Source organism: Flavobacterium branchiicola (assembly GCF_018383905.1).
In the GTDB taxonomy this organism is placed as follows: Bacteria; Bacteroidota; Bacteroidia; order Flavobacteriales; family Flavobacteriaceae; genus Flavobacterium; species Flavobacterium branchiicola.
Map to the genome: position 1 here is coordinate 265,086 of NZ_JAGYWA010000005.1, position 23,462 is coordinate 288,547.

21 protein-coding genes are annotated in these 23,462 nt (G+C 32.7%); 2 read left to right on the forward strand and 19 right to left on the reverse strand.

The features are described from left to right. Positions 1-212: 212 nt before the first annotated feature. On the forward strand, positions 213-1,205 hold the full coding sequence (gene dusB, locus KHA98_RS14315; RefSeq protein WP_213258607.1) for a tRNA dihydrouridine synthase DusB: 993 nt from the start codon (positions 213-215) through the stop codon (positions 1,203-1,205). Positions 1,206-1,243: 38 nt separating this feature from the next. Here dusB and KHA98_RS14320 read toward each other — a convergent pair whose 3' ends face one another. The 4 genes from KHA98_RS14320 to rbfA all read right to left on the reverse strand — a co-directional run bounded on the left by KHA98_RS14320 (position 1,244) and on the right by rbfA (position 5,568). Further along, positions 1,244-2,257 carry a hypothetical protein gene (locus KHA98_RS14320; RefSeq protein ID WP_213258608.1) on the reverse strand — a complete coding sequence of 338 codons (1,014 nt, stop codon included), beginning with the start codon at positions 2,255-2,257 and terminating at the stop codon, positions 1,244-1,246. Positions 2,258-2,376: 119 nt separating this feature from the next. Further along, a complete protein-coding gene (locus KHA98_RS14325; RefSeq protein WP_213258609.1) occupies positions 2,377-3,804 on the reverse strand; it encodes an MATE family efflux transporter in 1,428 nt (475 codons plus the stop codon). A 170-nt stretch (positions 3,805-3,974) separates the two neighbouring features. Beyond that, positions 3,975-5,174 (reverse strand): ABC transporter permease, encoded by a 1,200-nt coding sequence (locus KHA98_RS14330; protein WP_213258610.1) that lies wholly within the window; start codon positions 5,172-5,174, stop codon positions 3,975-3,977. Position 5,175: 1 nt separating this feature from the next. After that, positions 5,176-5,568 (reverse strand): 30S ribosome-binding factor RbfA, encoded by a 393-nt coding sequence (gene rbfA, locus KHA98_RS14335; RefSeq protein WP_213258611.1) that lies wholly within the window; start codon positions 5,566-5,568, stop codon positions 5,176-5,178. 228 nt (positions 5,569-5,796) lie between these two features. On the opposite strand from rbfA, the gene KHA98_RS14340 reads away from it, so the two are divergent. Next, on the forward strand, positions 5,797-6,216 hold the full coding sequence (locus tag KHA98_RS14340) for a CBS domain-containing protein (protein ID WP_213258612.1): 420 nt from the start codon (positions 5,797-5,799) through the stop codon (positions 6,214-6,216). A 33-nt stretch (positions 6,217-6,249) separates the two neighbouring features. Here KHA98_RS14340 and KHA98_RS14345 read toward each other — a convergent pair whose 3' ends face one another. The 15 genes from KHA98_RS14345 to atpA form a co-directional block, all read right to left on the reverse strand. Then, the gene (locus KHA98_RS14345; RefSeq protein WP_213258613.1) at positions 6,250-7,530 is read right to left on the reverse strand and encodes a murein hydrolase activator EnvC family protein; all 1,281 of its coding nucleotides are present in this window, start codon (positions 7,528-7,530) and stop codon (positions 6,250-6,252) included. A gap of 24 nt (positions 7,531-7,554) precedes the next feature. Next, entirely contained in the window at positions 7,555-8,337 is a 783-nt protein-coding gene (locus tag KHA98_RS14350; RefSeq protein WP_213258614.1) for a DUF4292 domain-containing protein, read from the reverse strand. A gap of 3 nt (positions 8,338-8,340) precedes the next feature. After that, on the reverse strand, positions 8,341-9,690 hold the full coding sequence (locus KHA98_RS14355; RefSeq protein WP_213258615.1) for a tetratricopeptide repeat protein: 1,350 nt from the start codon (positions 9,688-9,690) through the stop codon (positions 8,341-8,343). A gap of 50 nt (positions 9,691-9,740) precedes the next feature. Beyond that, positions 9,741-10,757 (reverse strand): sugar phosphate nucleotidyltransferase, encoded by a 1,017-nt coding sequence (locus KHA98_RS14360; RefSeq protein WP_213258616.1) that lies wholly within the window; start codon positions 10,755-10,757, stop codon positions 9,741-9,743. Between the two features lie 94 nt (positions 10,758-10,851). Then, the gene (gene dut, locus KHA98_RS14365) at positions 10,852-11,286 is read right to left on the reverse strand and encodes a dUTP diphosphatase (protein ID WP_035646609.1); all 435 of its coding nucleotides are present in this window, start codon (positions 11,284-11,286) and stop codon (positions 10,852-10,854) included. Between the two features lie 28 nt (positions 11,287-11,314). After that, complete coding sequence (locus KHA98_RS14370; protein WP_213258774.1) at positions 11,315-12,775, reverse strand: lipopolysaccharide biosynthesis protein; 1,461 nt, start codon at positions 12,773-12,775, stop codon at positions 11,315-11,317. Positions 12,776-12,869: 94 nt separating this feature from the next. Beyond that, positions 12,870-13,316 (reverse strand): GNAT family N-acetyltransferase, encoded by a 447-nt coding sequence (locus tag KHA98_RS14375; RefSeq protein WP_213258617.1) that lies wholly within the window; start codon positions 13,314-13,316, stop codon positions 12,870-12,872. Positions 13,317-13,693: 377 nt separating this feature from the next. Beyond that, positions 13,694-15,220: an AAA family ATPase gene (locus KHA98_RS14380; RefSeq protein WP_213258618.1), complete on the reverse strand. Its 1,527-nt coding sequence runs from the start codon at positions 15,218-15,220 to the stop codon at positions 13,694-13,696. 8 nt (positions 15,221-15,228) lie between these two features. Next, positions 15,229-16,059: an ATP-binding cassette domain-containing protein gene (locus KHA98_RS14385; protein WP_213258619.1), complete on the reverse strand. Its 831-nt coding sequence runs from the start codon at positions 16,057-16,059 to the stop codon at positions 15,229-15,231. Between the two features lie 2 nt (positions 16,060-16,061). Continuing rightward, a complete protein-coding gene (locus KHA98_RS14390; RefSeq protein ID WP_213258620.1) occupies positions 16,062-16,832 on the reverse strand; it encodes an ABC transporter permease in 771 nt (256 codons plus the stop codon). Between the two features lie 52 nt (positions 16,833-16,884). Further along, entirely contained in the window at positions 16,885-18,699 is a 1,815-nt protein-coding gene (locus KHA98_RS14395; protein ID WP_213258621.1) for an OmpA family protein, read from the reverse strand. A 28-nt stretch (positions 18,700-18,727) separates the two neighbouring features. Next, positions 18,728-19,849: a hypothetical protein gene (locus tag KHA98_RS14400; RefSeq protein ID WP_213258622.1), complete on the reverse strand. Its 1,122-nt coding sequence runs from the start codon at positions 19,847-19,849 to the stop codon at positions 18,728-18,730. Then, positions 19,849-20,523 carry a hypothetical protein gene (locus KHA98_RS14405; RefSeq protein WP_213258623.1) on the reverse strand — a complete coding sequence of 225 codons (675 nt, stop codon included), beginning with the start codon at positions 20,521-20,523 and terminating at the stop codon, positions 19,849-19,851. The genes KHA98_RS14400 and KHA98_RS14405 overlap by 1 nt, the downstream gene beginning before the upstream one ends. Before the next feature lie 373 nt (positions 20,524-20,896). After that, positions 20,897-21,757: an ATP synthase F1 subunit gamma gene (gene atpG / locus KHA98_RS14410; RefSeq protein ID WP_213258624.1), complete on the reverse strand. Its 861-nt coding sequence runs from the start codon at positions 21,755-21,757 to the stop codon at positions 20,897-20,899. A 90-nt stretch (positions 21,758-21,847) separates the two neighbouring features. Then, complete coding sequence (atpA, locus tag KHA98_RS14415; protein WP_213258625.1) at positions 21,848-23,425, reverse strand: F0F1 ATP synthase subunit alpha; 1,578 nt, start codon at positions 23,423-23,425, stop codon at positions 21,848-21,850. Positions 23,426-23,462: the final 37 nt, after the last annotated feature.

The following is a 23,462-nucleotide window of genomic DNA, read 5'->3' on the forward strand; positions in this document are numbered from 1 at the left end:
TAACATTTGTGTAAATGGCAGAATGTAAAACTAAGTGCATATAAATTAGTGAAACGCCTTTTTTGAGTCTCAAATATCTATATCTCTATGTGTTGAAATATTTAGGTTCAATTTTAAATGAACTTATATCACTTATATGGTTTAATTTCAGCTTCTTAAATGTTTTGCTGTGAATTAAACTAAATGTTGTAATTTTGCAAAAAATATTGAAGATGGTCAAGATTGGCAACATAGAATTACCCGAATTTCCTTTATTACTCGCACCGATGGAAGATGTTAGTGATCCGCCGTTTCGCAGATTATGCAAAGCGCATGGAGCCGACATGATGTATTCTGAATTTATTTCGTCGGAAGGATTGATTCGTGATGCTATAAAAAGCCGCATGAAACTGGATATTTTTGATTACGAACGTCCAGTTGGAATTCAGATTTTTGGTGGTGATGAAGAAGCAATGGAAATGTCGTCTAAAATTGTTTCCACCGTAAAACCTGATTTAGTAGATATCAACTTTGGATGTCCGGTAAAAAAAGTAGTTTGCAAAGGTGCCGGTGCCGGAGTTTTGAAAGATGTTGATTTGATGGTGCGTTTAACACAAGCGGTTATCAAAGGAACTGATTTGCCTGTAACCGTAAAAACACGTTTAGGCTGGGACGAAAACTCCATTAACATTGATGAAGTTGCCGAAAGACTTCAGGATATTGGTGTTCAGGCTTTAACGATTCACGCCAGAACCCGCGCTCAAATGTACAAAGGCCACTCTGACTGGTCGCACATTGCACGAGTAAAAAACAACCCGAGAATTACAATGCCTATTTTCGGAAACGGTGATATCGATAATCCTGAAAAAGCATTAAAATATAAAAACGAATACGGAATTGACGGGATTATGATTGGTCGTGCGGCTATTGGTTATCCGTGGATTTTCAATGAAATTAAGCACTATTTCAAAACCGGCGAACACTTACCTGCTCCAACAGTTATTGATCGTGTAGAAGCTGCCAGAAATCATTTGCAATGGTCAATGGACTGGAAAGGCGAACGTCTTGGAATTGTAGAAATGCGTCGTCATTATACCAATTATTTTAAAGGGATTCATTCGTTTAAAGAATTCAAACAAAAATTAGTTACAACCGATGCTCCTGAAGATTTATTCGCAATCATGAAAGAAATCGAACAGGTTTATGCAGGATATGAATTTGCTTAAATAAAGAAGGAGAAGTTTAAAACTTCTCCTTCTTTATTTTACTCTTTATTTTCAATCTTTAATAACCTTTTCTCTATATCAACAAGTTTTATATTTTCTTCTTGAAGTTTTTCAATTTTATTATTTTGCTCAATAGCATAAAGAGTTAATTCTTCTATTTTCTGTAAAAGCCTGGCATTCATTTCTCCTAAATTAATACCACTCTTAATAACTTCCTTTTCACTTGGAATATTTTCTAAATGACCTTTTTCTGCAATGTGTTTTTCAACCTCTTTAAGTGTTGGTAAATTATATTCTTTTTTAAAAACAAAATCTGACCAATCTTTCAGTTCCACTTTTACTTCTTTAGAACGAATTGTACCATTTACATCAAGTGTATTCCTTGGATTTATTGTACCAATACCCATATTACCATTTTCAGCAATTCTTACTTTTTCGGTCAAATCACCATTATTATCTGCCTTGGTCCAAAAAGTTAGATAACCTGTATAAGCTCCTCCTGATCTGGGCATTCCAATTCTTGCTATTTCACCATATGCTTGTTTAGCACTTATTCGACCTACATCAACAAACTGTCCATCATTTCTATTGCTTCTCAAAGAAATAACAGCTGGCGTTGTGTCTGAATTATAAATTTCCAATTTTTCAGTTGGATTTGAAACTCCAATTCCAACATTACCCGTTATCGTTTGATTCCCTGAGAAATTATTTGCACCTCTGGTTGCTAATTCATACCAATTTGGATTAATTGAAGAAGTATCACCAGATGCTAATTTTCTGAAATATAATTTATCATTATCAGCTATCGATGAAGCTATCTGTAATTGATAATTATTATTTAGATTTGGATGTCTAATTACAAATAAATGCTGCCAATTATTTTCTGGTATCGAACCAGTTGGATTTAGACTACAGTAAGCTCCTGAAAGAAGTGGAACTGTAAAATCATTTATTCCATTAGCTAATCCGTTTCCTATTTGCTGAGAATGTATAGTCAAAGCAAATAGACTGGCTACAATTGTAATTTGAATTTTCTTAAATTGATTTTTCATTATTTTAAAATATTATATTTCAGAAAGCAAAAGTAAGATTAAAGCTATACCAATCCTTGAAGTAATACTAAATTTTTGAACAAAAAACGCCTTCAACATTGAAAGCTTTTTTTGCTTCATTACACCTGAACTCTTTTCCACTTTCCTCTTTTATAGAAAACGATTCCTGCTAAAGTAATTGCAGTTTCTGCAACCGGAATAGCAATAAAAACTCCTGTTGGTCCCATGTTAAAATGTTTAGCCAACACATAAGCCAAAGGTATTTGGAACAACCAGAATCCGAAGAAGTTAATTCCTGTTGGTGTCCAGGTATCGCCTGCTCCATTGAAGGTATTAATTAAAACCATTCCAATTCCGTAGAAAACAAATCCAATGCTCATTGTTCTTAATGCTTCAGCAGCAATGTTTTTTACCATTTCATCATTCGTGAAAAAAGAAATAATATAATTTCCGAAACATAATGTAATAATCATAATCGATGCCATGAAAATCACATTGTATTTTGCAGTCGTATAAACTGATTTTTCTGCACGTTCTATTTGTTTGGCACCTAGATTCTGCCCCACCAATGTGGCTGCGGCATTACTTAATCCCCAAGCTGGAAGAATGAAAAACATCATAATTCTTAAAGCGGTCTGGTAACCTGCAGAACCATGGTCACCTCCTGTTGTTGCAACTAACTGTGCCAGAAAAATCCAGCTGCAGGAAGCAATTACGAATTGTAATATTCCGGGAGCAGCAATTTTTACTAAAGCTTTTATTTGAGGAAAATCCGGTGCAAAATATTGAATCTTGATTTTTAAAACTCCGTTTCCAAAAAACAAATGATAAACCTGATATAAAACTCCGACACTTCTTCCAGCTGTTGTTGCTAACGCTGCTCCAACTAAACCAAAAGCAGGAATTGGTCCAAAACCATTTATTAAAATTGGACATAAAATGATATTGCAAATATTGGCAATCCAAAGACTTTTCATTGCGATTGCAGCATTTCCTGCTCCGCGAAAAATTCCGTTGATTAAGAACAAAAGCATAATGCATAAACTGGAACCAATCATAATTTGTGTGAATCTGAAACCATGTTCAGCCGCATCAACTGAAGCGCCCATAAGCAGTAATATGTCTTTTGCATAAATAATTCCCAAAATGCTCATTACACTATTTACTGCTATTGCAATAATAATAGCCTGCATTCCGGCTTTTGCAGCTGCAACCGGATCTTTTTCGCCAATGCGTCGGGCAACAACTGCGGTCGCTGCCATACTCATTCCTATTGCAAGGGAATATATAATTGTTAAAACAGATTCTGTCAATCCAACGGTTTGAATGGCAAAACTACTGTGTTCTAAATGCCCAACGAAATATAAATCGACCAAAGCAAAAACCGATTCCATCATCATTTCCAAAACCATCGGAATTGCTAATAGAATTACAGCTTTTTTGATACTTCCTGAAGTATAATCAAAAGATTCGTCTCCTTTTAATGCTTGTTTTAAAGTGGTATAAATTTTAGAAAATAAACTTTTCTTTATTGTTGTTTCTGTCATGATATGTTAGGATAAATAATAATATTGGTCCAGATCTAAAGATCTGAACTCGAGAAAAAAAACGTAAGTATCCTAATTATTCAAAAAATAAAATAGGATTAGGCAGAAACAATCATAAACTGTAGATTTTTAAGACGATAAATATAAGTAATATTTTTTAGGCAGAAATATTAATCCAGTAGCTTTTTACTAACACGGCTGCAAGCTATTAAAGAAGCCAGAAAACCAAGTGAAACTATGGTTCCTAATACGATTAAAATATTCTCAACCGTAAACACAACCGGAAATGCCAAGGTTGGCGTGATCATAATGAGTTCATATCGTTGCTGTAACAATACTAAAATTACTCCTAAAATCAATCCAATTATACCGCCAAAAACGCTTAATAAAGTTCCTTGAAGTAAAAATATTTTTCGCAGATGACTGATTTCTGTTCCAAGATTAAAAAGGGTTTTAAGGTTTCCTTTCTTCTCTAAAATCATCATAATTAAAGCGCCAATTAAATTAAAAAGTGCTACAATTATTACTAAGGTAAAAATCAGATATACCGCTATATTTTCGGTATTAAGCATTTTGTAGAGCGACTCATTTAATTGCGCTCTGTTTTTTAAAGTAACTTTATTTTTAAAAATCTCTTCCAGCTTTGATCTGATTGCATTTTCATTGGCATTTTCTTTCAGATTAAATTCTAGTCCCGAAATTTGATTTGGCTTGTAGGTTAATAATTCCTGCACCAAACCTAAATCGGCAAAGACATATTTTGAATCTAAATCTTCACTGATAGAATAGGTTCCAACGGGTAATACATCTGTTTTTGCAAAAGCATTTTCAGGATTTTCGATTGCACCTTTTCCAGGTTTGGGTGCAAAGATTTGTAAAGGGTTTTCGAAATCCAGAATTCCTAATGAAAAATCACGTGAAATTCCATAACCAATCACAACCTGATAGGTGTCTGGTTTTAACCATTGTCCGTTAAAAAGCTTTTTCTTGATATCGTTAACTACAGGATAATTACGATCTACGCCTTTCAGGTACGTTACTTTTTGTTTGTCTTTAAATAAAAATAAAACCCGTTCTTCGATTATTTTGGTATACGAAACAACGCCATCCATTTTTTTTATCTGACTTTCCTGATCCGGAGTAATCAAAAATGATTTTCCGAGTGTACTGGTCAGTTTTAAATCAGGATCAATTTCATTTGTAAATGAAAGACTAAAAACTTTTAATCCGCTAAAAACGGACAAAACCACAAACAAAGCCATTGTACCAACGATGATTCCCATGCTGGCGATACGGTTAATAATATTGATAGCATTGTTTTTACTTCTGCTAAAAATATAACGTTTGGCTATGTAAAGGGGGAAATTCAATTTATGATTTTCTTCTTTTTTCTAAAAGATCACGGTTTTCAATTGGATTTTCTCTGTTTGATAATGCATTATCAATCTTCTCAATATAATCTAAAGAATCATCTATAAAAAACACCAAATTGGGTACACGACGCAATTGTAAACGTACGCGCTGTGATAAATCATGTTTAATTAAAGTTGAATTCGATTTTATTCCGTCTAAAGTTTCTTGTGCTTTCTCCTGAGGAAAAATACTTAAATATACTGTTGCTACAGATAAATCTGTAGTTACACTAACTTTGGATACTGAAATTACTAAATTGGTAATTCCGTTTTTTCGCACTTCACCTTGCAAAATATCAACCAAATCTTTTTGGATGACACCGCCTATTTTTTTCTGTCTGTTTGTTTCCATAGTGCAAAAATACTATTTTTAAATTCAATCGATACAATTTCAAATAAACAATAAAATGATTTTTATATCGATAACTTCTTTTCTTAAAATTAATTCTTGTTTCGACTCTCCAAATACCCAATTAAAAAACAACTAACAATCTTATTTACAACAAGTAAAGATGATAAAAATCATATTATATGTTTCCAATAATTCTCAACTTTGATAGAAACATAACAACTTATTACCATGAAAAAAAGAGAACCAATTAGTCACATTATGACCAAAACGGTCGTGACTGCAAATGAAAAAGAAGATTTGAAAACTGTAGTTGAAAAGTTAAGAAAAAATGCAATACGCCATATTCCAATTGTAAAAGGCAAAGAAGTAATTGGAATAATTAGTAGAACAGATATTAACCGACTCACTTTTGGTGCTTTATTTGAAGGTCAGGAAGGTGCAGATGAAGCAATATTAGAAATGCTAACAATTTCTCAAGTTATGACTTCGAAACCAAAAACTGTTGCCTCGGACATTACTGTGAGGGATTTAGCTGAGATTTTTGCTAAGGAAGAATTTCATGCTTTACCAGTTGTTGACAACGGAGAATTAAAAGGTATAGTAACCACAACCGATGTTATTAAATATTTTATAGAACAATATGATTAAATAAAAAAGGGAGCTATATAGCTCCCTTTTTTATTATCTGTTTTGTAACCATCCTTCCGGATTATTGTTTGATGTATTCTGAAGAATCAGGAATTTGATAATCGTTTTTCCGGTATCTCCACTAGTTCTTACTTTTCCGATAACTTGTTTAACTTTTACTTTATCTCCTTGCTCTACCGAAACCTGACTTAAGTTTTGATATACGGTAAAATAATCTCCATGCTGAATAAAAACAGCTCTGTTTACAGGAGACAAGGCTATAACTTTTGATACTACACCTTCAAATACGGCGCGTGCGCTTGCTCCTTGTTCTGTAGTAATTTCTACTCCGGAATTATGAACTGTAAGTGTTGGATATATTGGATGAGGCTGATCTCCGTAACCAAGAGATATAAATCCTTTTTCTACCGGCCAAGGCAATTTTCCTCTGTTTGCTTTAAAATCGGCAGCTAAAATTTTACCTTCTGGTGTTAATGTAATTCTGTCTGATGAATAACTTTTTGGCGCTGCGGCTTCTGCTTTCTCTGCTTCGCTGGCTTTACCTTCTGCGATTCTTTTTCGTCTTTCTTCTTCGGCTCTTTGATTCGCTAATCTAATTTGCTCACGAATAAGCTCCTTAATTTTAGCATCAATTTTTCTCGATTCCTGCTGTTTAGCCCTTGTATCGGCAATAATTTTACTTTTATCTTTTTTAATCGAATTAACGAGTTTTTGCTGCTCCTTCTTTTCGGCTTCAAGACTTACTTTTTCTTTCTCGTTTTCTGCAATGATTTTTTTCTTAACCTGTCTCTGTCCGTTTAATTTTGCATTAAAATCTACCAATTGATTTGATTTAGACTGAATTTCTAAACCTTGATTTTTTCTAAAATTGGTATATTGTTTTAGATATTGTGCTCTTTTGTAAGCTTGTAAAAAACTTTCTGAAGATAAAATAAACATGGCTCTGCTTTGCTCCGATCTGCTTTTGTATGATTTTAAAATCATCTTAGCATAATCTGCTTTTAAAATTTCCAGTTCTTTTTTTAGTTTATTAACCTGAACCTGGTTTATATACATATCGTTACTTAAAACTTTCTCCTGCTTAGCCGTTGTATTAATCAGTTTTTCTTTCAGCTTAATTTTATTAGCCTGAATTAAAAAAACATTAACTGCTGATTTTTCTTTTTTCTTTACAGACTGCAACATTTTTTCGTTATCTCTAATTTCCTGCTGAATCTGAGCTTTACGTTGTTCAAGTTTTTCTTGCTGCGAATCCTGTGCCCACATAAAAGTTGTGGCACAAATAAAAATTAGGCTTAGGAGAAATTTTGGCATGTTTCTATTTTCTTTTTTGCAAATTTACTTAATTATAACATTTTTATATCCACTAGGAACACTATATGGAAAAGAAAGTTCTTCATTAAATGAAATCGTATTATAATTCAAACTGATATTTGTTTTTCCTTTTGGCTGAACTGCATTAATTTCAATACTTGTAGGAAGTGTTCCCTGATTGAAAACTTTACTATCAGAATAAACAATGTCCAGCATTATGTTTTCTGAAGTTTGAGAAATCTCTTCTTTCTGAATTAAATATTTTTCTGAATCCAGGTAAAATACTTTCTTTATTTTATCTTCTTTTTGATCTTCTAATCTAAAAAGGTTTTCTACGATTGTTTGCGTATATTTTCCTTTTCGCAAATCATCCAGAGCTTCACCAACCAACAAATTCTGTACTTTACTGTAATTTAGTTCTGTACCCAGCCATTTACTTAAACTGGTAAAATCACCTTCATAATAAGTACCCTTTATTTTTTCGTAATAACTAACCGTTGTTGGCGTAATCAAAGCTTTTGCCATTGTGATTCCAAGAAAACGAACGCTTACTAAAATTTGTTTGTCTTTTTCTATCTTAATTTCTGCTGTAACGTTCTGACTTTGTTTTTCGTCAACGTATTTTGCACTTGCTTTGATATATAATGTAGAAAAATCTAACTTATTGTTATAATGTTTCTCAACTACTTTTTTATCTTCTTTTGGTGCTTCTTCAGTCTTATCGGTATTATTTTGTACTGCGACAGCTTTTGATTTACATGAAATCACAAAAACTGAAAGCAATAGTATTGTAATATATTTTTTCATTTTTTACTTCTTTTGTTTTAATAACTCATTGGCCTTCAAAAAGTATTCCTCTTTTTTCTTGGCATCTCCTAAACCATTATATGCCTCTCCAAGCTGAATATTAAAACCTGCTTCAAGTTTTTTGTCATCAACAACATAATCAAGTCCCATTTCAAGAACGGTTTTTGCGTTCTTAAATTGTTTTAACTGATTGTTTCCCAGTCCTGCATAGTAATAAAATTGCGGCTGACTAGGATAAACTTCTATCATATTCATCGCTCTTTTGGTCATGGGATCAAATTGTTTTGCCTGTGTATAAGCTTCAAGCAAAAGCAAATTGGTTTCACGATCTGTATCTGAATGTGCTTTTAAATCTTTTTCATAATATTTAATTGCATTTTCAAATTGATTTTTACTGTGATAAAATTTTCCAATTTCTTTTGCAACATCAACATTCGGATCGTTGTCAAAATATCCAATCGCTTTTTCTAAATCTGGAGCGTATTGTGGATTTTTCGTCACATAAATCAAAAACTCATTTAAAGTTCGATGTTTTATTTTTGAATCAATTTTTGAACTTGATAAAATTACATTCATCGATTTAATTGCTTTGTCGGCTTGATTCGCATCTAAATATACTTTGAACAAACTTACCTGTGCCCATTCAGAATTCGGAACTTCTTTTGCTAATTGTTTTGCAACTTCCAGCGCTTTGTCTGTTTCATCTGTTTTTGAATATAAAAAAATCAGATTTACATAATTTGATTCTTCTTTTGGATCTTTCTTAATCTGTTCAATCAGATTGGTAATTTCGGTATTTTGATATTTTCCCTGAGATAAAATCTGCTGTTTATATCTTTCACGATCTTCAGATTTACCAAACTTATCGTTCATTTCGTTAATCGTAAAAAGCGCTTTATCAAATTGACTTGTCAGCATGTATAGCGAAATCAGATCGTCTTTATATTCTTCGTCAAAGGGAATAATCTTTTGAATTGTTTCAATCGCCAAAGGATAATTTTTGGTTTCGAAACTTACATCGTAAATTCCCAACCAATACCATTTATTTTTGGGATCTAATTGTGTTGCTTTTTCAAAAGAATCCTGTGCGCTTGCATATTGTTTTAAGGATAAATAGTTTTTTCCTAATTCGAAATATGCAACAGCATCATTAGGTTTTAGTTTTATACATTTTTCTAATGAAACTATGGCTTTATCATAATTCTCAATTCCCTTTTGTTTTAAAGATTCATAAAAAGCATCCTGATATTCATCTGTCGCCATAGCAATATCTTCCGGTTCAGTCTGAGCCAAAACCGAATTTGAATTGCCAAGCAAAACAAAAAATAAAATTACTAAAACGCCTTTTTTCATTCTTTATATAATTTCATTTTTAAACCAAAAAGAATCCTGAAAAATTCTTTTTATTCTAAAACCGAATAATCTCCAATACTAATGCTCGTAAACTTACCATCATAACTAACGTGATTTCCAATCATCGCATTGTCTAAGTTAGCATTTTTTATCTGAGAATACGTTTGAATTAAACTATTTTTGATTACACTGTCTGTTACATGACATCCTTTTCCTAACGAAACATTTGGTCCAACGGTTGTGTTTTTCAACACTACATTTTCGCCAATAAAACAAGGAGGTATAATTGTTGCGTTTTCTAACTGAACACTATAATCTACTAAATGTTCTCCGTCGTTATGCAAAAATCCAAGCATTCTACTGTTTGTCTCAACTGTAACATCTTTATTTCCGCAATCCATCCATTCGTCAACGCTTCCTGTTTTAAAAACTTTTCCGTTTGCCATCATGGCTTTAATTCCGTCGTTGATTTGATATTCTCCACCATTTTGAATATTGTTATCCAAAACACCCTGAAGTTCTTTTTTCAAATCACCAACTTCTTTAAAATAGTAGATTCCGATAACGGCTAAATCACTAACAAACTCTTTTGGTTTTTCAACTAACTCGATGATTTCGTTATTTGAATTTAATTTTACAACTCCAAAAGCTTCCGGATGATCCACTTGTTTTACCCAAATTACAGCATCTGCTGCAGGATCTAATTCAAAATCGGCTCTGATTAAAGTATCCGCGTAAGCGATAACTGCAGGACCTGATAAAGATTCTTTTGCACACATAATCGCATGACCTGTACCTAAAGGCAAATCCTGACGATAAATAGAAGCTTTTGCTCCAAGACCTTTGGCTAAGCTCTCTAAATCTGCCACAACATCATCGCCAAAAAAAGCTTCATCGCCCAAAATAAAAGCAACCTCTTCAATTGGTTCTTTTAATATTTTGGCAATATCTTCAACTAATCTATGTACGATAGATTTTCCTGCAACCGGAATTAATGGTTTAGGAACAGTTAATGTATGTGGTCTTAATCTCGAGCCGCGGCCCGCCATTGGAACAATTATTTTCATTTTTATTCTTTATTTTTTTAGGAGAGGATTCAAAATCTTCCTGGTTTGGTTATTTTTTTATAATGCAAAGATCACAACGGATTTTGCGACCTATTTATTTTACGCCTGTGCTTCCGAATCCGCCGGCTCCTCTTGAAGTTTCTGAAAGTTCTTCTACTTCAATCCACTCTGCTCTTTCGTGTTTGGCGATAATTAATTGTGCAATTCTTTCTCCGTTTTCAACTACAAATTCTTCATTTGATAAGTTTACCAAAATCACACCTATTTCACCTCTGTAATCGGCATCTACAGTTCCCGGAGAATTTAAAACGGTAACTCCTTTTTTTGCTGCCAGTCCGCTTCTAGGTCTAACCTGTGCTTCGTAACCAATTGGCAATTCAATAAAAAGCCCTGTTTTTACAATTGTTCTTTCTAAAGGTTTTAACGTAATTGATTCTGTTAAATTGGCGCGCAAATCCATTCCTGCCGAAGCAATTGTTTCGTAGTTTGGCAAGTCGTGTTGCGATTTATTGATAATTTGTATTTTCATTTTTATTTTAAAAGATTAAAAAGTATGGTTACTTTCTATTCATAATTCCTTTGATTGTATCTTTTTCGTTATGATAAACAAAATACATAAAGCCTAGTAATAACGGAATTCCAACAAAATAATTTTCTCTGAATCCATAAAATGAAATAGCCGAGAATAAAATCGAAATTCCTAAATAGGCTGAAATTTTGTTCATATCATAAGGTATCGGGTAATATTTATTTCCTAAAGTATAAGAAATCAACATCATACTTCCGTAAGCAGAAATTGTCGCAATAGCAGAACCGTAATAACTGTATTTTGGAATTAAAAAGTAGTTTAAAACCAGTGTTACTATTGCACCAACAATTGAGATATATGCTCCGATTTTTGTTTGATCTGTTAGTTTATACCAAACTGATAAGTTGTTGTAAATTCCTAAAAAGAAGTTCGCCAAAATAATTAAGGGAACTACTTTCATTGCTTCCCAATATGATTTATTGTCTAGTAAAAGAAACTTTAAAATATCGGCAAAAACAATTACTCCCAACAAAATCAAAGAACCTAAAATCACAAAATATTTTGTAATTACGGCATAAGTCTGTGGAGCATTTTCATTTTTTGCATGACTAAAAAAGAAAGGTTCAATTCCGAGTCTGAAAGCTGTTGCAAACAAAACCATAAACAAACCTAGTTTATAACAAGCAGAATAGGCTCCAACTTCAGATTTAGCTAGGTTTTCGGGTAACAAATATCCTAAAAGAATTTTATCAAAATGTTCGTTAACTGCAAATGCAAGTCCGGCAACTAAAATTGGCAGACCGTATTTCATCATTTTTTTCCAAAGTACAGGATCAAATTTTCTTCCAAGTGAAAGATAATTTGGCGAAAGCACAATAAATGTTGCTAAGCTTGCTAAAAGATTCGCAATGAAAATATAGGCAATCTGGAAATTCTGAATGTATAAGTTATCCCAAACTGAATTTGGACTTGACGCTGCAAGTTTAGGTAAATACATCAAAAAGAAAATATTCAACAATAAATTGATAATCACATTTCCAATCTTAATTGCTGCATATACCATAGGTCGCTGGTTGGCTCGTAATTTAGAAAATGGTACTAAAACCAAAGCATCCAGAACTAAAATCCAAACAGAATAGGTAATATATTGTGCATCTACTTCTGCCCAGGTTGCCAGGGTATTTCTAAAAATTAAAGCGACAAACAAAAAGATGATTGATGACCAGAATATTGATATTGTAGAAGTTGCAATTACATTTTTCTTATCCTCTTCGGCACTGTAAAATCTAAAAAATGCCGTTTCCATTCCGTAAGAAAGTACAACATTAAAGAAAACCATCCAGGATAAAACAATCGAAACTTCACCATATTCTGCAGTTGGCAAAATACCTGTATATAGTCTCACCAATAAAAAACTTAGCATTCTGGGCAAGACTGTCGCTAGTCCGTAAATTGCTGTTTGTTTGAATAGATTTTTATATAATCCCAAAATAATTTTATAATAAAGTTCGTGAAACAAAAATAACCAATTCTTTGGTTTATTAATGATTTTGCGGGTTCAATAAAAAAAGTTGCACCCTTTTTTATCGAGTTAGTTTATTTTCGTCTAAAACTTTGACAAAATGAAAACCTTTTGGTCCATATCCCTGATTGTAATAGAAACGATGCGCTCCAAAATTTCCGGTAAAAGCATCTAAAACGATACTGCTGCAATCGAGATCTATTGCTTTTTTTTCAATATAATCTGTCAGTAATTTTCCAATTCCTTTAGATCGATGTTCCGGATTTACAACAAAATTATCGATCTCAAGATATTTGCCTGTCCAGAGTTTTGTTGCAGACCAGCAACCGGTTATACCTACACAAACACCATCCTCAAAAACTCCAATCTGAATATAATTATGCGGCAACATCTCTAAAAGAAATGATTGATATTTTTCGATCGAAAGGTTTGGATAAAGAAATCGCATAGTCTCAATTTGAGCCAGCATTTCTTCTATAGTAGTAAGTTCCTGAATTTGCAATTTCATTTTGTAAAAAAATAGACTTCAAAAATACTTATTTTTTTTCAGTTATATAATTAGCAATACCCTTATGTGTGAAATGTATAATAAAGAGTATAAATTATATAATTTCTCAAGAGGGCTTCTACAGTAACTTTGTATCACAGGGAATGAGCAAAGCTAAACTACAACCCTTATAAAAAGAGAGCATTGGGACTAATAAAGCTTGTTTGTTCCCACAAAAGACAAAGCAAACAGACGGTGATAAATCTGTTCAAATAATTTTATAAAATGGTATTGATTCTCGGTTTTTGGATAAATTGAGAATCACCATTTTATAAGTTTTTAATCTGTACATACTCCAAAAAAATAAAACGAGCCAGTAGTACTACTGGCTCGTTTTTTTATATTTCTTTATCTTTCATTTCGAGATTAACTTTTTGTTCTGTCTCTTTTGGTTCCGGAATGTCTTCTTCGGTAAGGGTTTTCAAAACTTTATTGGTTACTTTCTTTAGTTTGACAATTCGGTTTGCCTGATTCTGAACACACTTCTCAAATAAATTTCTAACTACTCTCGCATTTCCAAAACTTTCATTTTTGCTTTCGTATAATAATTCAAAAGTATCTGTTAGTTTTTCTTTTGCTTCTTCCGAAATAATAAAATCCGACTTTGAACAAAACGATTCAAAAATTTGAAATAATTCTGCCGGACTAAAATGACTAAAATGAAAATATCTATTGAAACGGGAACGCAATCCTGGATTAGATTCAATGAAAATTTTCATTGGTTCTGTATAACCTGCAACTACAACAGCCAGATCTTCACGATGATCTTCCATTCGTTTCAGCAGCGTATTTACAGCTTCCGCTCCATAATCATTCCCAAATGCATTTTGAGTTAAGGCGTAAGCTTCATCCACAAACAAAACGCCACCAAGGCTTGACTCAACTGCGGCATTAACTTTTGTTGCCGTTTGTCCTACATAACCCGCTACCAAACCTTCTCTGTCTGTTTCATACATTTGACCTTTTGATAAAAAACCCAAATGTTTAAAAATCCTGCTTAAAAGTCTGGCTACAGATGTTTTTCCTGTTCCGGGCGGGCCTAGAAAAACAGTGTGTAACGTAATTTCAACATTTTTTAATCCTTGTTTGGAACGCTTTTTTTGTATCTCTAACAAATTGATAAGTTCCGAAACATCTTTTTTGACTTCAGCTAAACCTACTAATTCGTTTAATTCTTTAAGTACTTTTTCCAGCGTATCTTCCTCTGGAAGATGATCAATCTCTTTTTTATCTGTTTTGGATTTACTTAAACCTAAATTAGCCGTAAAATCCGCTGTATTTTGAAACTTTTTATCAAATACAAAATGAATGAAGTTTTGATATCTAATTAGAATTTCTTCTAAACGAGGATTCTTTATTTCAGATAAAACTTCCGGAAGCAAATATTGATTTTCTTTCGGATCTGAGAATAGAATTTTGTTCTCTTTTTTTATTTTGATCAAATGATTTTTGAAGTTTTCTGTAAAAACCAGCTGATTCAATTCATTCACCGAGTTTTCATCTGCAAAATGTTTGTTACGCAATGCATCATAATAATAGGCCAAAACAAATTCTTGCTTTTCGCTTTTTTTCTCCTTTTCTCTTTCATAAAGGTCAATGATATCCGAAAGAAAAAAATGTTCTGCTTTTAGCAATAATCCTTTTGAAAAAGCAGGATTTACCTTTTCATTTATTTTTTGAATAAAAGCTGTATCCTGATTTAAGACACTGCAAATTTCAAGAATCTGCTTGGTTTCTTTTTGCAGTTCTATAATAAGTGAAGCCGTAAAAACGGCTTCACTTGTAGAAATGTTTGTTTCTAAATATTTTTTCAGAGACAAAAATGATTCTTCTAAAATCGATATCGGATTGTTTTTCTTTGACATATTCTAATTTAAGAAATCATCATTTGATGAATAATTTCTTTTGATAATTTTAAGTGATCGTCGCAATATTCTTTCCAGGATAATCCCATATCCCTTAGATCGTATTTGGCAACAATAGTTCCGTAATGTTCTTGTTTTCCATTAATGGTAGGATATCCAATTACATAAATAGTTTGTGCTAATTCGATTGCTAATTCAATATCATGTGTAGAAAAAATAACCGTATTAAACTCTGATGAATTACCCAATAATTCAAAAGATTTTTTTACTTCTTCAATATTTCCAACATCTAATCCCGAAAAAGGTTCATCTAAAACAATAAACTGATCTGACGAAAACAATTGTTCAATAATAGCCGTTCTTTGTCTTTGACCTCCGGAAAGTTCGTTAGGATATTTATCTGCGCAATTTTCCAGACCCCATTCTTTTAAATATTTTTTGATTTTTTCATCCTTTTCAGTATTCGAAAGTGTTGTTTTTCTTAATGAAAATTTCAAAGCCTGGGTAACTGTTTTATGTCTGAATAAAGTATATTTCTGATCTACAAAACCAATATCGCCTTCATTTACTGATTTAGCGGCATTCGGTTCTTTGTTTTCAAAATCTCTAATTAATATTTTTCCTGTATTGGTTGGGATTAATCCTGTCAATGCTTTAAAGAAAGTTGATTTTCCTCTTCCGGATCTTCCCACAAAAGCGATAACTTGTCCAGTACAGTCTTCTCCTTCGCGAACTACATCTTTTTCTACAAGATTTATATCTTTTATAATAACAGTATCATCGTAGGCAACGCTAAGATTTTCAACATATAAAAGCGTTTCTTTATATTCGTGTTTCATGATTATATTTTTGAATATCTAAATACTGCTTTTCTCAAGAAATTTATTCCCGCATCTAAGCCAAGACCTATTAATAAAATAATTATTTGAAGTGCAATAATTCGTCCTGTATTCATGAATTTATCAGAGTTTTTAATTAAAAAACCTAATCCTCCAGAAGCCACAACAATCGACTCAACGGTTACAAGCATCATCCAGGTAATGGCAAGATTTTGTCTTATTACATCAATTACATAATCTATTCTTCCTAAAATAATAACTTGCCACAACACTTCCAGTCTTGTACATTTTAGCATTTTGGCATGATCAAATTCTTCCTGCGGAATATCTTTGATTACTGCAATTAATGATGTTGTCAAAAAAGTAGTCAGGAAAATTACTAAAATCCAGACCTGCATTGATCTCGCATCATGCACTACCATTGTGATATAAAATGAAAGTCCGGTAAATGGTAAAAATCTAAATTTTGTAACGAATTCAGAAACTGATTTCAATAACGGGATTGGCCATGCATAAGCAAAAAGTAAAGAAATTATCGTAGCTAAAAAAATCGATATAAAACATAAAGACAATGAATTGAAAATATGTACTACCAAACCTTCTTTATACAAATCTTGAAAACCAGTTAAAACCTGAGACGGAGACGGGAAAAGATGTTTTTCACCAGATGTGGCCACAAACCAAATAACAATCAAAAGAACTAACCAACCTGCTAAAATCAAGGTTCTGTTCAGTTTTGATATTTTTTCAAAAGGGGTTAAAAATTTTACCATGTTTATAAGAAAGAAAAGGCTATCTATTAAGATAGCCTTTTAAATATTTATTTTATTTTAATAAAGTAATAACAACACGTCTGTTAGCTGCTTTTCCTGAAGCCGTGTTATTGTCAGCAATTGGGTTATTCTGACCTTTTCCGTCAACTAACTGGAAACGATTTGCAGGGATACCTTTTTGTTTCAAATAATTTACAACTGCTTCTGCTCTGCTTTTTGACAAAGCTAAATTAGCATCAGCATTTCCAACATTATCTGTATGTCCAACAACAGTTAATTTTGTGTTTTCTGCCTGAACTAAAAGGTTGTAGATTTTTTCAACTTCTTTACTAGAGGAGTTTGAAATTTCTGCACTTGCTGTATTAAAATTAATTTTCCATTCTCCCGAAGCTACAACTTCAGTTGCTTCTGTACTATAATCTGCTTTATCTGCAGAAGTTGATTCGATATCATTAATGTTTTTCAGGAAAAACAAGTTTACCGCCTGATCGTAAGGAACAACTGCGCCAACATTTTCGTTAAATCCAAACGGATTCAATTCTGTTAAATATCCTGAAACCTGATTGTAAACTGATTTATATCTGTTAACACCATCAGACAAACCGTAATATTGCATTGCATCAGCATAATTAAATACTTTTGAACCTCCCATATTATAAGTCAATCCACCTTTTGTTCCTTGTTGCCCTTTGAACATTTTATACCAATATTCAGGAGTTTCAAGTTTATAAGTTGCAGCAACTGCTTCTGAAGCTCTTACTTTCCAGTCTTCATAATTTTTCATTTGGTTTGAAGCCGTCAATGCCGATTTCAAAATATTTGAAACAATGTCCGGATTTTTTTCAGCCCATTCTTTCACACCAATAATTGTAGTTGGCATTTGATTGTTGAATTCTTTTGTAGAAACAATATCAATAAATCCAGTCAATTTATCAAAAACTGTTTTATCACCAGGAGTCCACGTTGCACAACCGTCAATTTTTCTGTTAACAGATTTCCCGGTTAACTTTCCGTCTACAACTTCTTTCAAACTTACTGTCCAGCCCGTTGTTTGCGATTTAATTAATTCTTCAGCCGATTTAATATAATCGTCATTTTCTGAAGGATAAATATTTACTGCTTCTGCATCATAAGTTGTTGGATCAGGATTTACTTTTAATCCATTTGCAAAGCAATAGTTAACTGTTGTAACCCAGTCACCATCTCCAAGAACTGCAGAAATTACAGAACCTTTCATAGATTTTGGATTTGATTTCCAGCTTGGAGGTCCAATTAATTTATCTTCTCCATAACTCATACCTACAGCTCCCATTACCTGCAAGTGATATTTATCTTTTCCGTATTTTTCGTCAAGTGATTTTTGAACAGAACTAATGTAGAATGGCGCACCATCACCCATAATAATAACTGCAAAAACACTTTTCTCTGAAGATGGAAAAGCTTCTCCTTTATCAAATTCTTCAATAAATTTCATTTGCATGTTACGCAATTCTGAAAGCCAGTCCTGACGGATGATTTCAAGATTAACTCCGTTTTTTTCCATCAATGATCCTTTTGTTGTTCTTGGACCACCATTAGAAACAATAATTCCCGACTGCGCATTCCATGCATATGCACCAATTCTAACTAAAGGTTTATTGGCAACTTCTGAAGAAAGTTCTGTTGATGGAAGCGGAATTTTCGCCGCGTTAGTAACATTATTAACATCAGTCTGATTTAACTCAATACCATTTAATTGCTTTGATACTGCAGTTTTAATCCCTGGAGATAAATAATAAACTCCTCCCAAGATTACTCCAATTCCAACAATAACGATTAATAATTCAGAAAGCGTTGTTAACTTTTCTGTACGTAAAATTTTTCCCATTTCTATTTATAAAATTAAAATTATTGTATTAAAAAATATCTCCAAAACCACCACTAGACAATTTATCATCTTTGGTCATTTTATAATTTGGACTCGTATATTTTGTTGAATCCGGAATTGTATTATCACCCGTTTTGATTTCATCTGCTAATGAATCTAATCTTGAATAAAGCTCATCATTATCAACAGAATATTTAGAAGTCAGGGCATCAATATCGATTAAGTTTTCAGAAGTTTTAGCAATATCCTGTGCAATAGTAGATGTTACAACTTCAAGAGCATATTCTAATTCCCAGTCTTTTGTAAACAACATGGCACTTTTTGCACTTTCTGTTGCTTCTTTAGCATTTCTTGCAAATTCATATTCTTTCTGAAGCATTTTTACCGTTACATCAAAATCGGCAATTTTAATGTCAATTGCAGTTCCTGCTAAAGTTAGTTTACGATCCATTTTACCCAAAACATTCGCACGAACTCCATATTTCTGAATAAAACCTTTGCTTTGCTCGTACTGTGTTGAAACTCTTTGAGAGTCGCTAAGTTTTCTGGCTAATTCACTTTGCAGCGCTACATACTCATCTGTATCTTTTGCAGCAACACCGTTTATCTTTACCATTTCATCCATTGCAGATTTCAATCTTTCAGATTGACGTTGTAAACTCAACACATCTTCCTGAAATTGTTTTGCTTCTTTTTCAGATTTATTGGCTTCAATTTCCATTTCATTTTTAAGACCTTTTAGTTTTGCTTTAGTGTTCTTAAAAACTTCACGGTTTTTGATCATCTTTTGTTTTTGCTCTTCTAATTCATTAAAAGGATTACTTTGTATTAATGCTTTATGAATATTTTTTGTTGCAAAACGCAATGCTTTCATTATTACAGGAGCCATCATTACCAAAAAAACCAAAAATACTCCAGTCGCAGATAAGGCAATTGCCTGACCAAGCATTGTAAATAATGGTGGTATAATATAAGTCCAGATTAAATAACCTCCTACTCCTAACAGACCAAGCGCCAAAGCCAGAAATAAAGACTTCTCTCCTTTTTTAAGTGTTCCTGATTTTAACGCGATTTCACCCTTTGACTCGTCAAAATGTTTTAGTATTGGCAATGTCAAAAGAGTGCTTCTTTCTTGTTCGAATTTGTCCATTATAAGTATTGATTAATTCCTGTAATTACAGTATTGATTGAGGTTAGTATTTTTTGTTTTGCCAAATTGTTAGCTTCCATTTTTAATTGAATTTCCGAAAGCTGTTCCATATTTACTGGATCAATTTTTTGAAGTTCTATTTTTTTCGCTTCCAATTCTTTTTGAAGTTCAAGGATTTTCGCCTCCAAATCGGCAATACTTTTAGATAAATTGTATTTATCTTTAGTAATTGTATTGTCTAATTCGGCTTTTTTAGTTTTCCCAATAGTGTCATATTTGGCGTAAACTTTCTCAATTTCTGTAATATAAAAGCTTCCTTTTTGTAATAGAAATTCTTTAGTTAAGTCCGATTTTATTGACTTACCCATAGTAAAAGCCATCTGATAACTTTGTGGATTATTTACTCCAACTGCTATGACAGATTTATAAAGTTCAAAAAAATCAAAACCTGATTCATTCAAAGATTCAAAACCTTTGTCATAAACTTCAAAAATTTCATTTAAAAAAGGATTCGTCAATGCGCCAGTTGGAATAGATTCTGCTGCGTGATCCGGAAATTTAGTATCCGATTTTGGTAGAATAGGCGCTGCCGGCTGAACTGGAGCCGTACCTTCTGAATTATTTGTCTCATCATTTATGAAAAGACTTTTCCAATTAAAACTTTCTTTTGCCATGTTTTTAGTTAATCTATTTTTTAATAACTTTTTGGTTGTTAAATGTTATACGTAGGAAATGTTAAAAAGTTACTAATTTCAAATGCATAAATATATACTTTTTACAATTAAAAATGTAACTATTTCATATCAGGTCAGTTAATTCTCATTTAAAAATCAAAAAAAAATCATTTTTTTTACTCCTTTTATTTTTATCTCATTAAAAACATAGCTTTCAAAAATACTTAATAAAAAATGGATTCTCTCATAAAATTTTATAATTTGTAAGTTTTTTATATTTGTTTTTAGTTTGTGCTTTTGAGAGAAATATTTTAAGCAAAAAAAAAGAGCCAACATAAAGTTGGCTCTTTTATATAATTTCTTAAAATAACTTTTATCCGTTCAAAGCTTCTGCTCCACCAACGATCTCTAAGATCTCGTTTGTAATAGCTGCCTGACGTGCTTTATTGTAAGTTAATTTCAATTGGTTTCTTAATTCTGTTGCGTTGTCAGTTGCTTTATGCATAGCTGTCATACGTGCTCCGTGCTCTGAAGCGAAAGAATCGCGAATACCTTTGTATAATTGAGTTTTTAATGACTTAGGAATTAAAGTCAATACAATTTCTTCTTTTGAAGGTTCAAAAATATAATCTCCAGCCGAAACAGAAGCATCAGATTTAATTGGTGCTAATGGTAAAAATTGCTCAGTTTGAATAATTTGAGTTGCAGCATTTTTAAACTGATTATAAATCAATTCAATTCTGTCATATTCTCCAGATAAGAATTTTTCAGTTAAATTGTCCGCAATACCAGCAACATTTTCAAAAGTTAAATGATCAAAAATAGCATTATGATGACCAAGTACATTATGAGTTTTGCTTAAAACATCATTTCCTTTTTTACCAATAGCAAAAACGTCAACTTGTTTTCCGGCATAAAAATCTGTACGATTTTTAATTTCTTTAATTACGTTTGAATTGAATGCACCACATAAACCTCTATTAGAAGTTATAGCTACAAGCAATACTTTTTTTACTTCACGTTGTGTAGTGTAATCTCCTCCAACTTCACCGTCAAGTGTAGCAGAAAGATTTTGCAATAACTCCGTTAATTTCTCGGCATAAGGGCGCATCGCAGTGATTGCATCTTGTGCTTTCTTCAGCTTTGCAGCAGAAACCATTTTCATAGCCGATGTAATCTGCATCGTCGATGAAACGGAAGTAATTCTATTACGGATTTCCTTTAAATTTGCCATCTATTAATTAGAAAATGTGACAATTTGAAAATTAGATAATTAGAATAATGTTTATACATTCTCTAATTATCTAATTTACCAATTATCTAATTAGTTATATTTTGCTGAAATTTCTTTTGCTGCTTTTTCGATAACATCAGTAATGTTGTCATCCAATTTACCAGCTTTCAACGCGTTAAGCGTATCTTTATGTTTACTGTTTAAGTAAGCGATAAAATCAGCTTCAAATTCTTTTACTTTATTTACAGGAACGTTTCTTAATAAGTTTTTAGATCCAGCGTAAATAATTGCAACTTGGTTTTCAACAGGATAAGGATCGTTTAAACCTTGTTTCAAGATTTCAACGTTTCTTTTTCCTTTTTCAATTACGTTTAATGTAACAGAATCCAAGTCAGAACCAAATTTAGCGAAAGCTTCTAATTCACGGAATTGAGCCTGATCTAATTTTAAAGTTCCAGAAACTTTTTTCATTGATTTAATCTGTGCATTACCTCCAACACGAGATACAGAGATACCTACGTTAATAGCAGGACGAACTCCAGAGTTGAACAAATCTCCATCAAGGAAAATCTGACCATCTGTAATCGAAATTACGTTTGTTGGGATATATGCAGAAACGTCACCAGCCTGAGTTTCGATAATTGGTAAAGCAGTTAATGAACCACCACCTTTTACGATACCTTTGATAGAATCTGGTAAATCATTCATGTTTTTAGCAATTCCATCATCAGCAATTACTTTACAAGCACGCTCTAATAAACGAGAGTGTAAGTAGAAAACGTCTCCAGGATAAGCCTCACGTCCCGGTGGTCTTCTTAATAAAAGAGAAACCTCACGGTAAGCAACAGCTTGTTTAGATAAATCATCATACACGATAAGTGCAGGACGACCTGAATCTCTAAAGTATTCCCCAATTGCAGCACCTGCGAAAGGAGCGTAAACTTGCATTGGAGCTGGGTCAGAAGCATTTGCAGCAACAATAACTGTATAAGCCATTGCACCTTTTTCTTCTAACATTTTAGCGATTCCTGCTACAGTTGAAGCTTTTTGCCCAATTGCAACATATATACAGAATACAGGTTTACCTGCATCATAAAATTCTTTTTGATTTAAGATTGTATCGATACAAACAGTTGATTTACCTGTTTGACGGTCACCAATTACAAGCTCACGTTGTCCACGACCAACCGGGATCATAGCATCTACTGCTTTTACTCCTGTTTGTAATGGCTCAGTTACTGGCTGACGGAAAATAACTCCTGGCGCTTTTCTTTCTAAAGGCATTTCGTATAAGTCTCCACCGATTGGTCCTTTTCCATCAATTGGAAAACCAAGCGTGTTAACTACACGTCCTACCATTTGCTCACCTACTTTAAGAGAAGCAATACGTTGTGTTCTTTTTGCTGTTGAACCTTCTTTGATTCCAGTTGATGGTCCTAAAAGTACCACACCAACATTGTCTTCTTCAAGGTTCAATACAATAGCTTCAAGTCCGTTATCAAATTCAACTAACTCACCGTATTGTACATTAGATAGCCCGTAAATACGAGCAATACCATCTCCAACTTGAAGTACCGTTCCTACTTCCTCTAGCGTAGCACCAGATTCAAAACCTTCTACTTGCTTTCTTAATATTGCTGAAATTTCAGCAGGTTTGATTTCCGCCATCTTAATTTATAATTTAGACACTTTTATGTGTAATAAA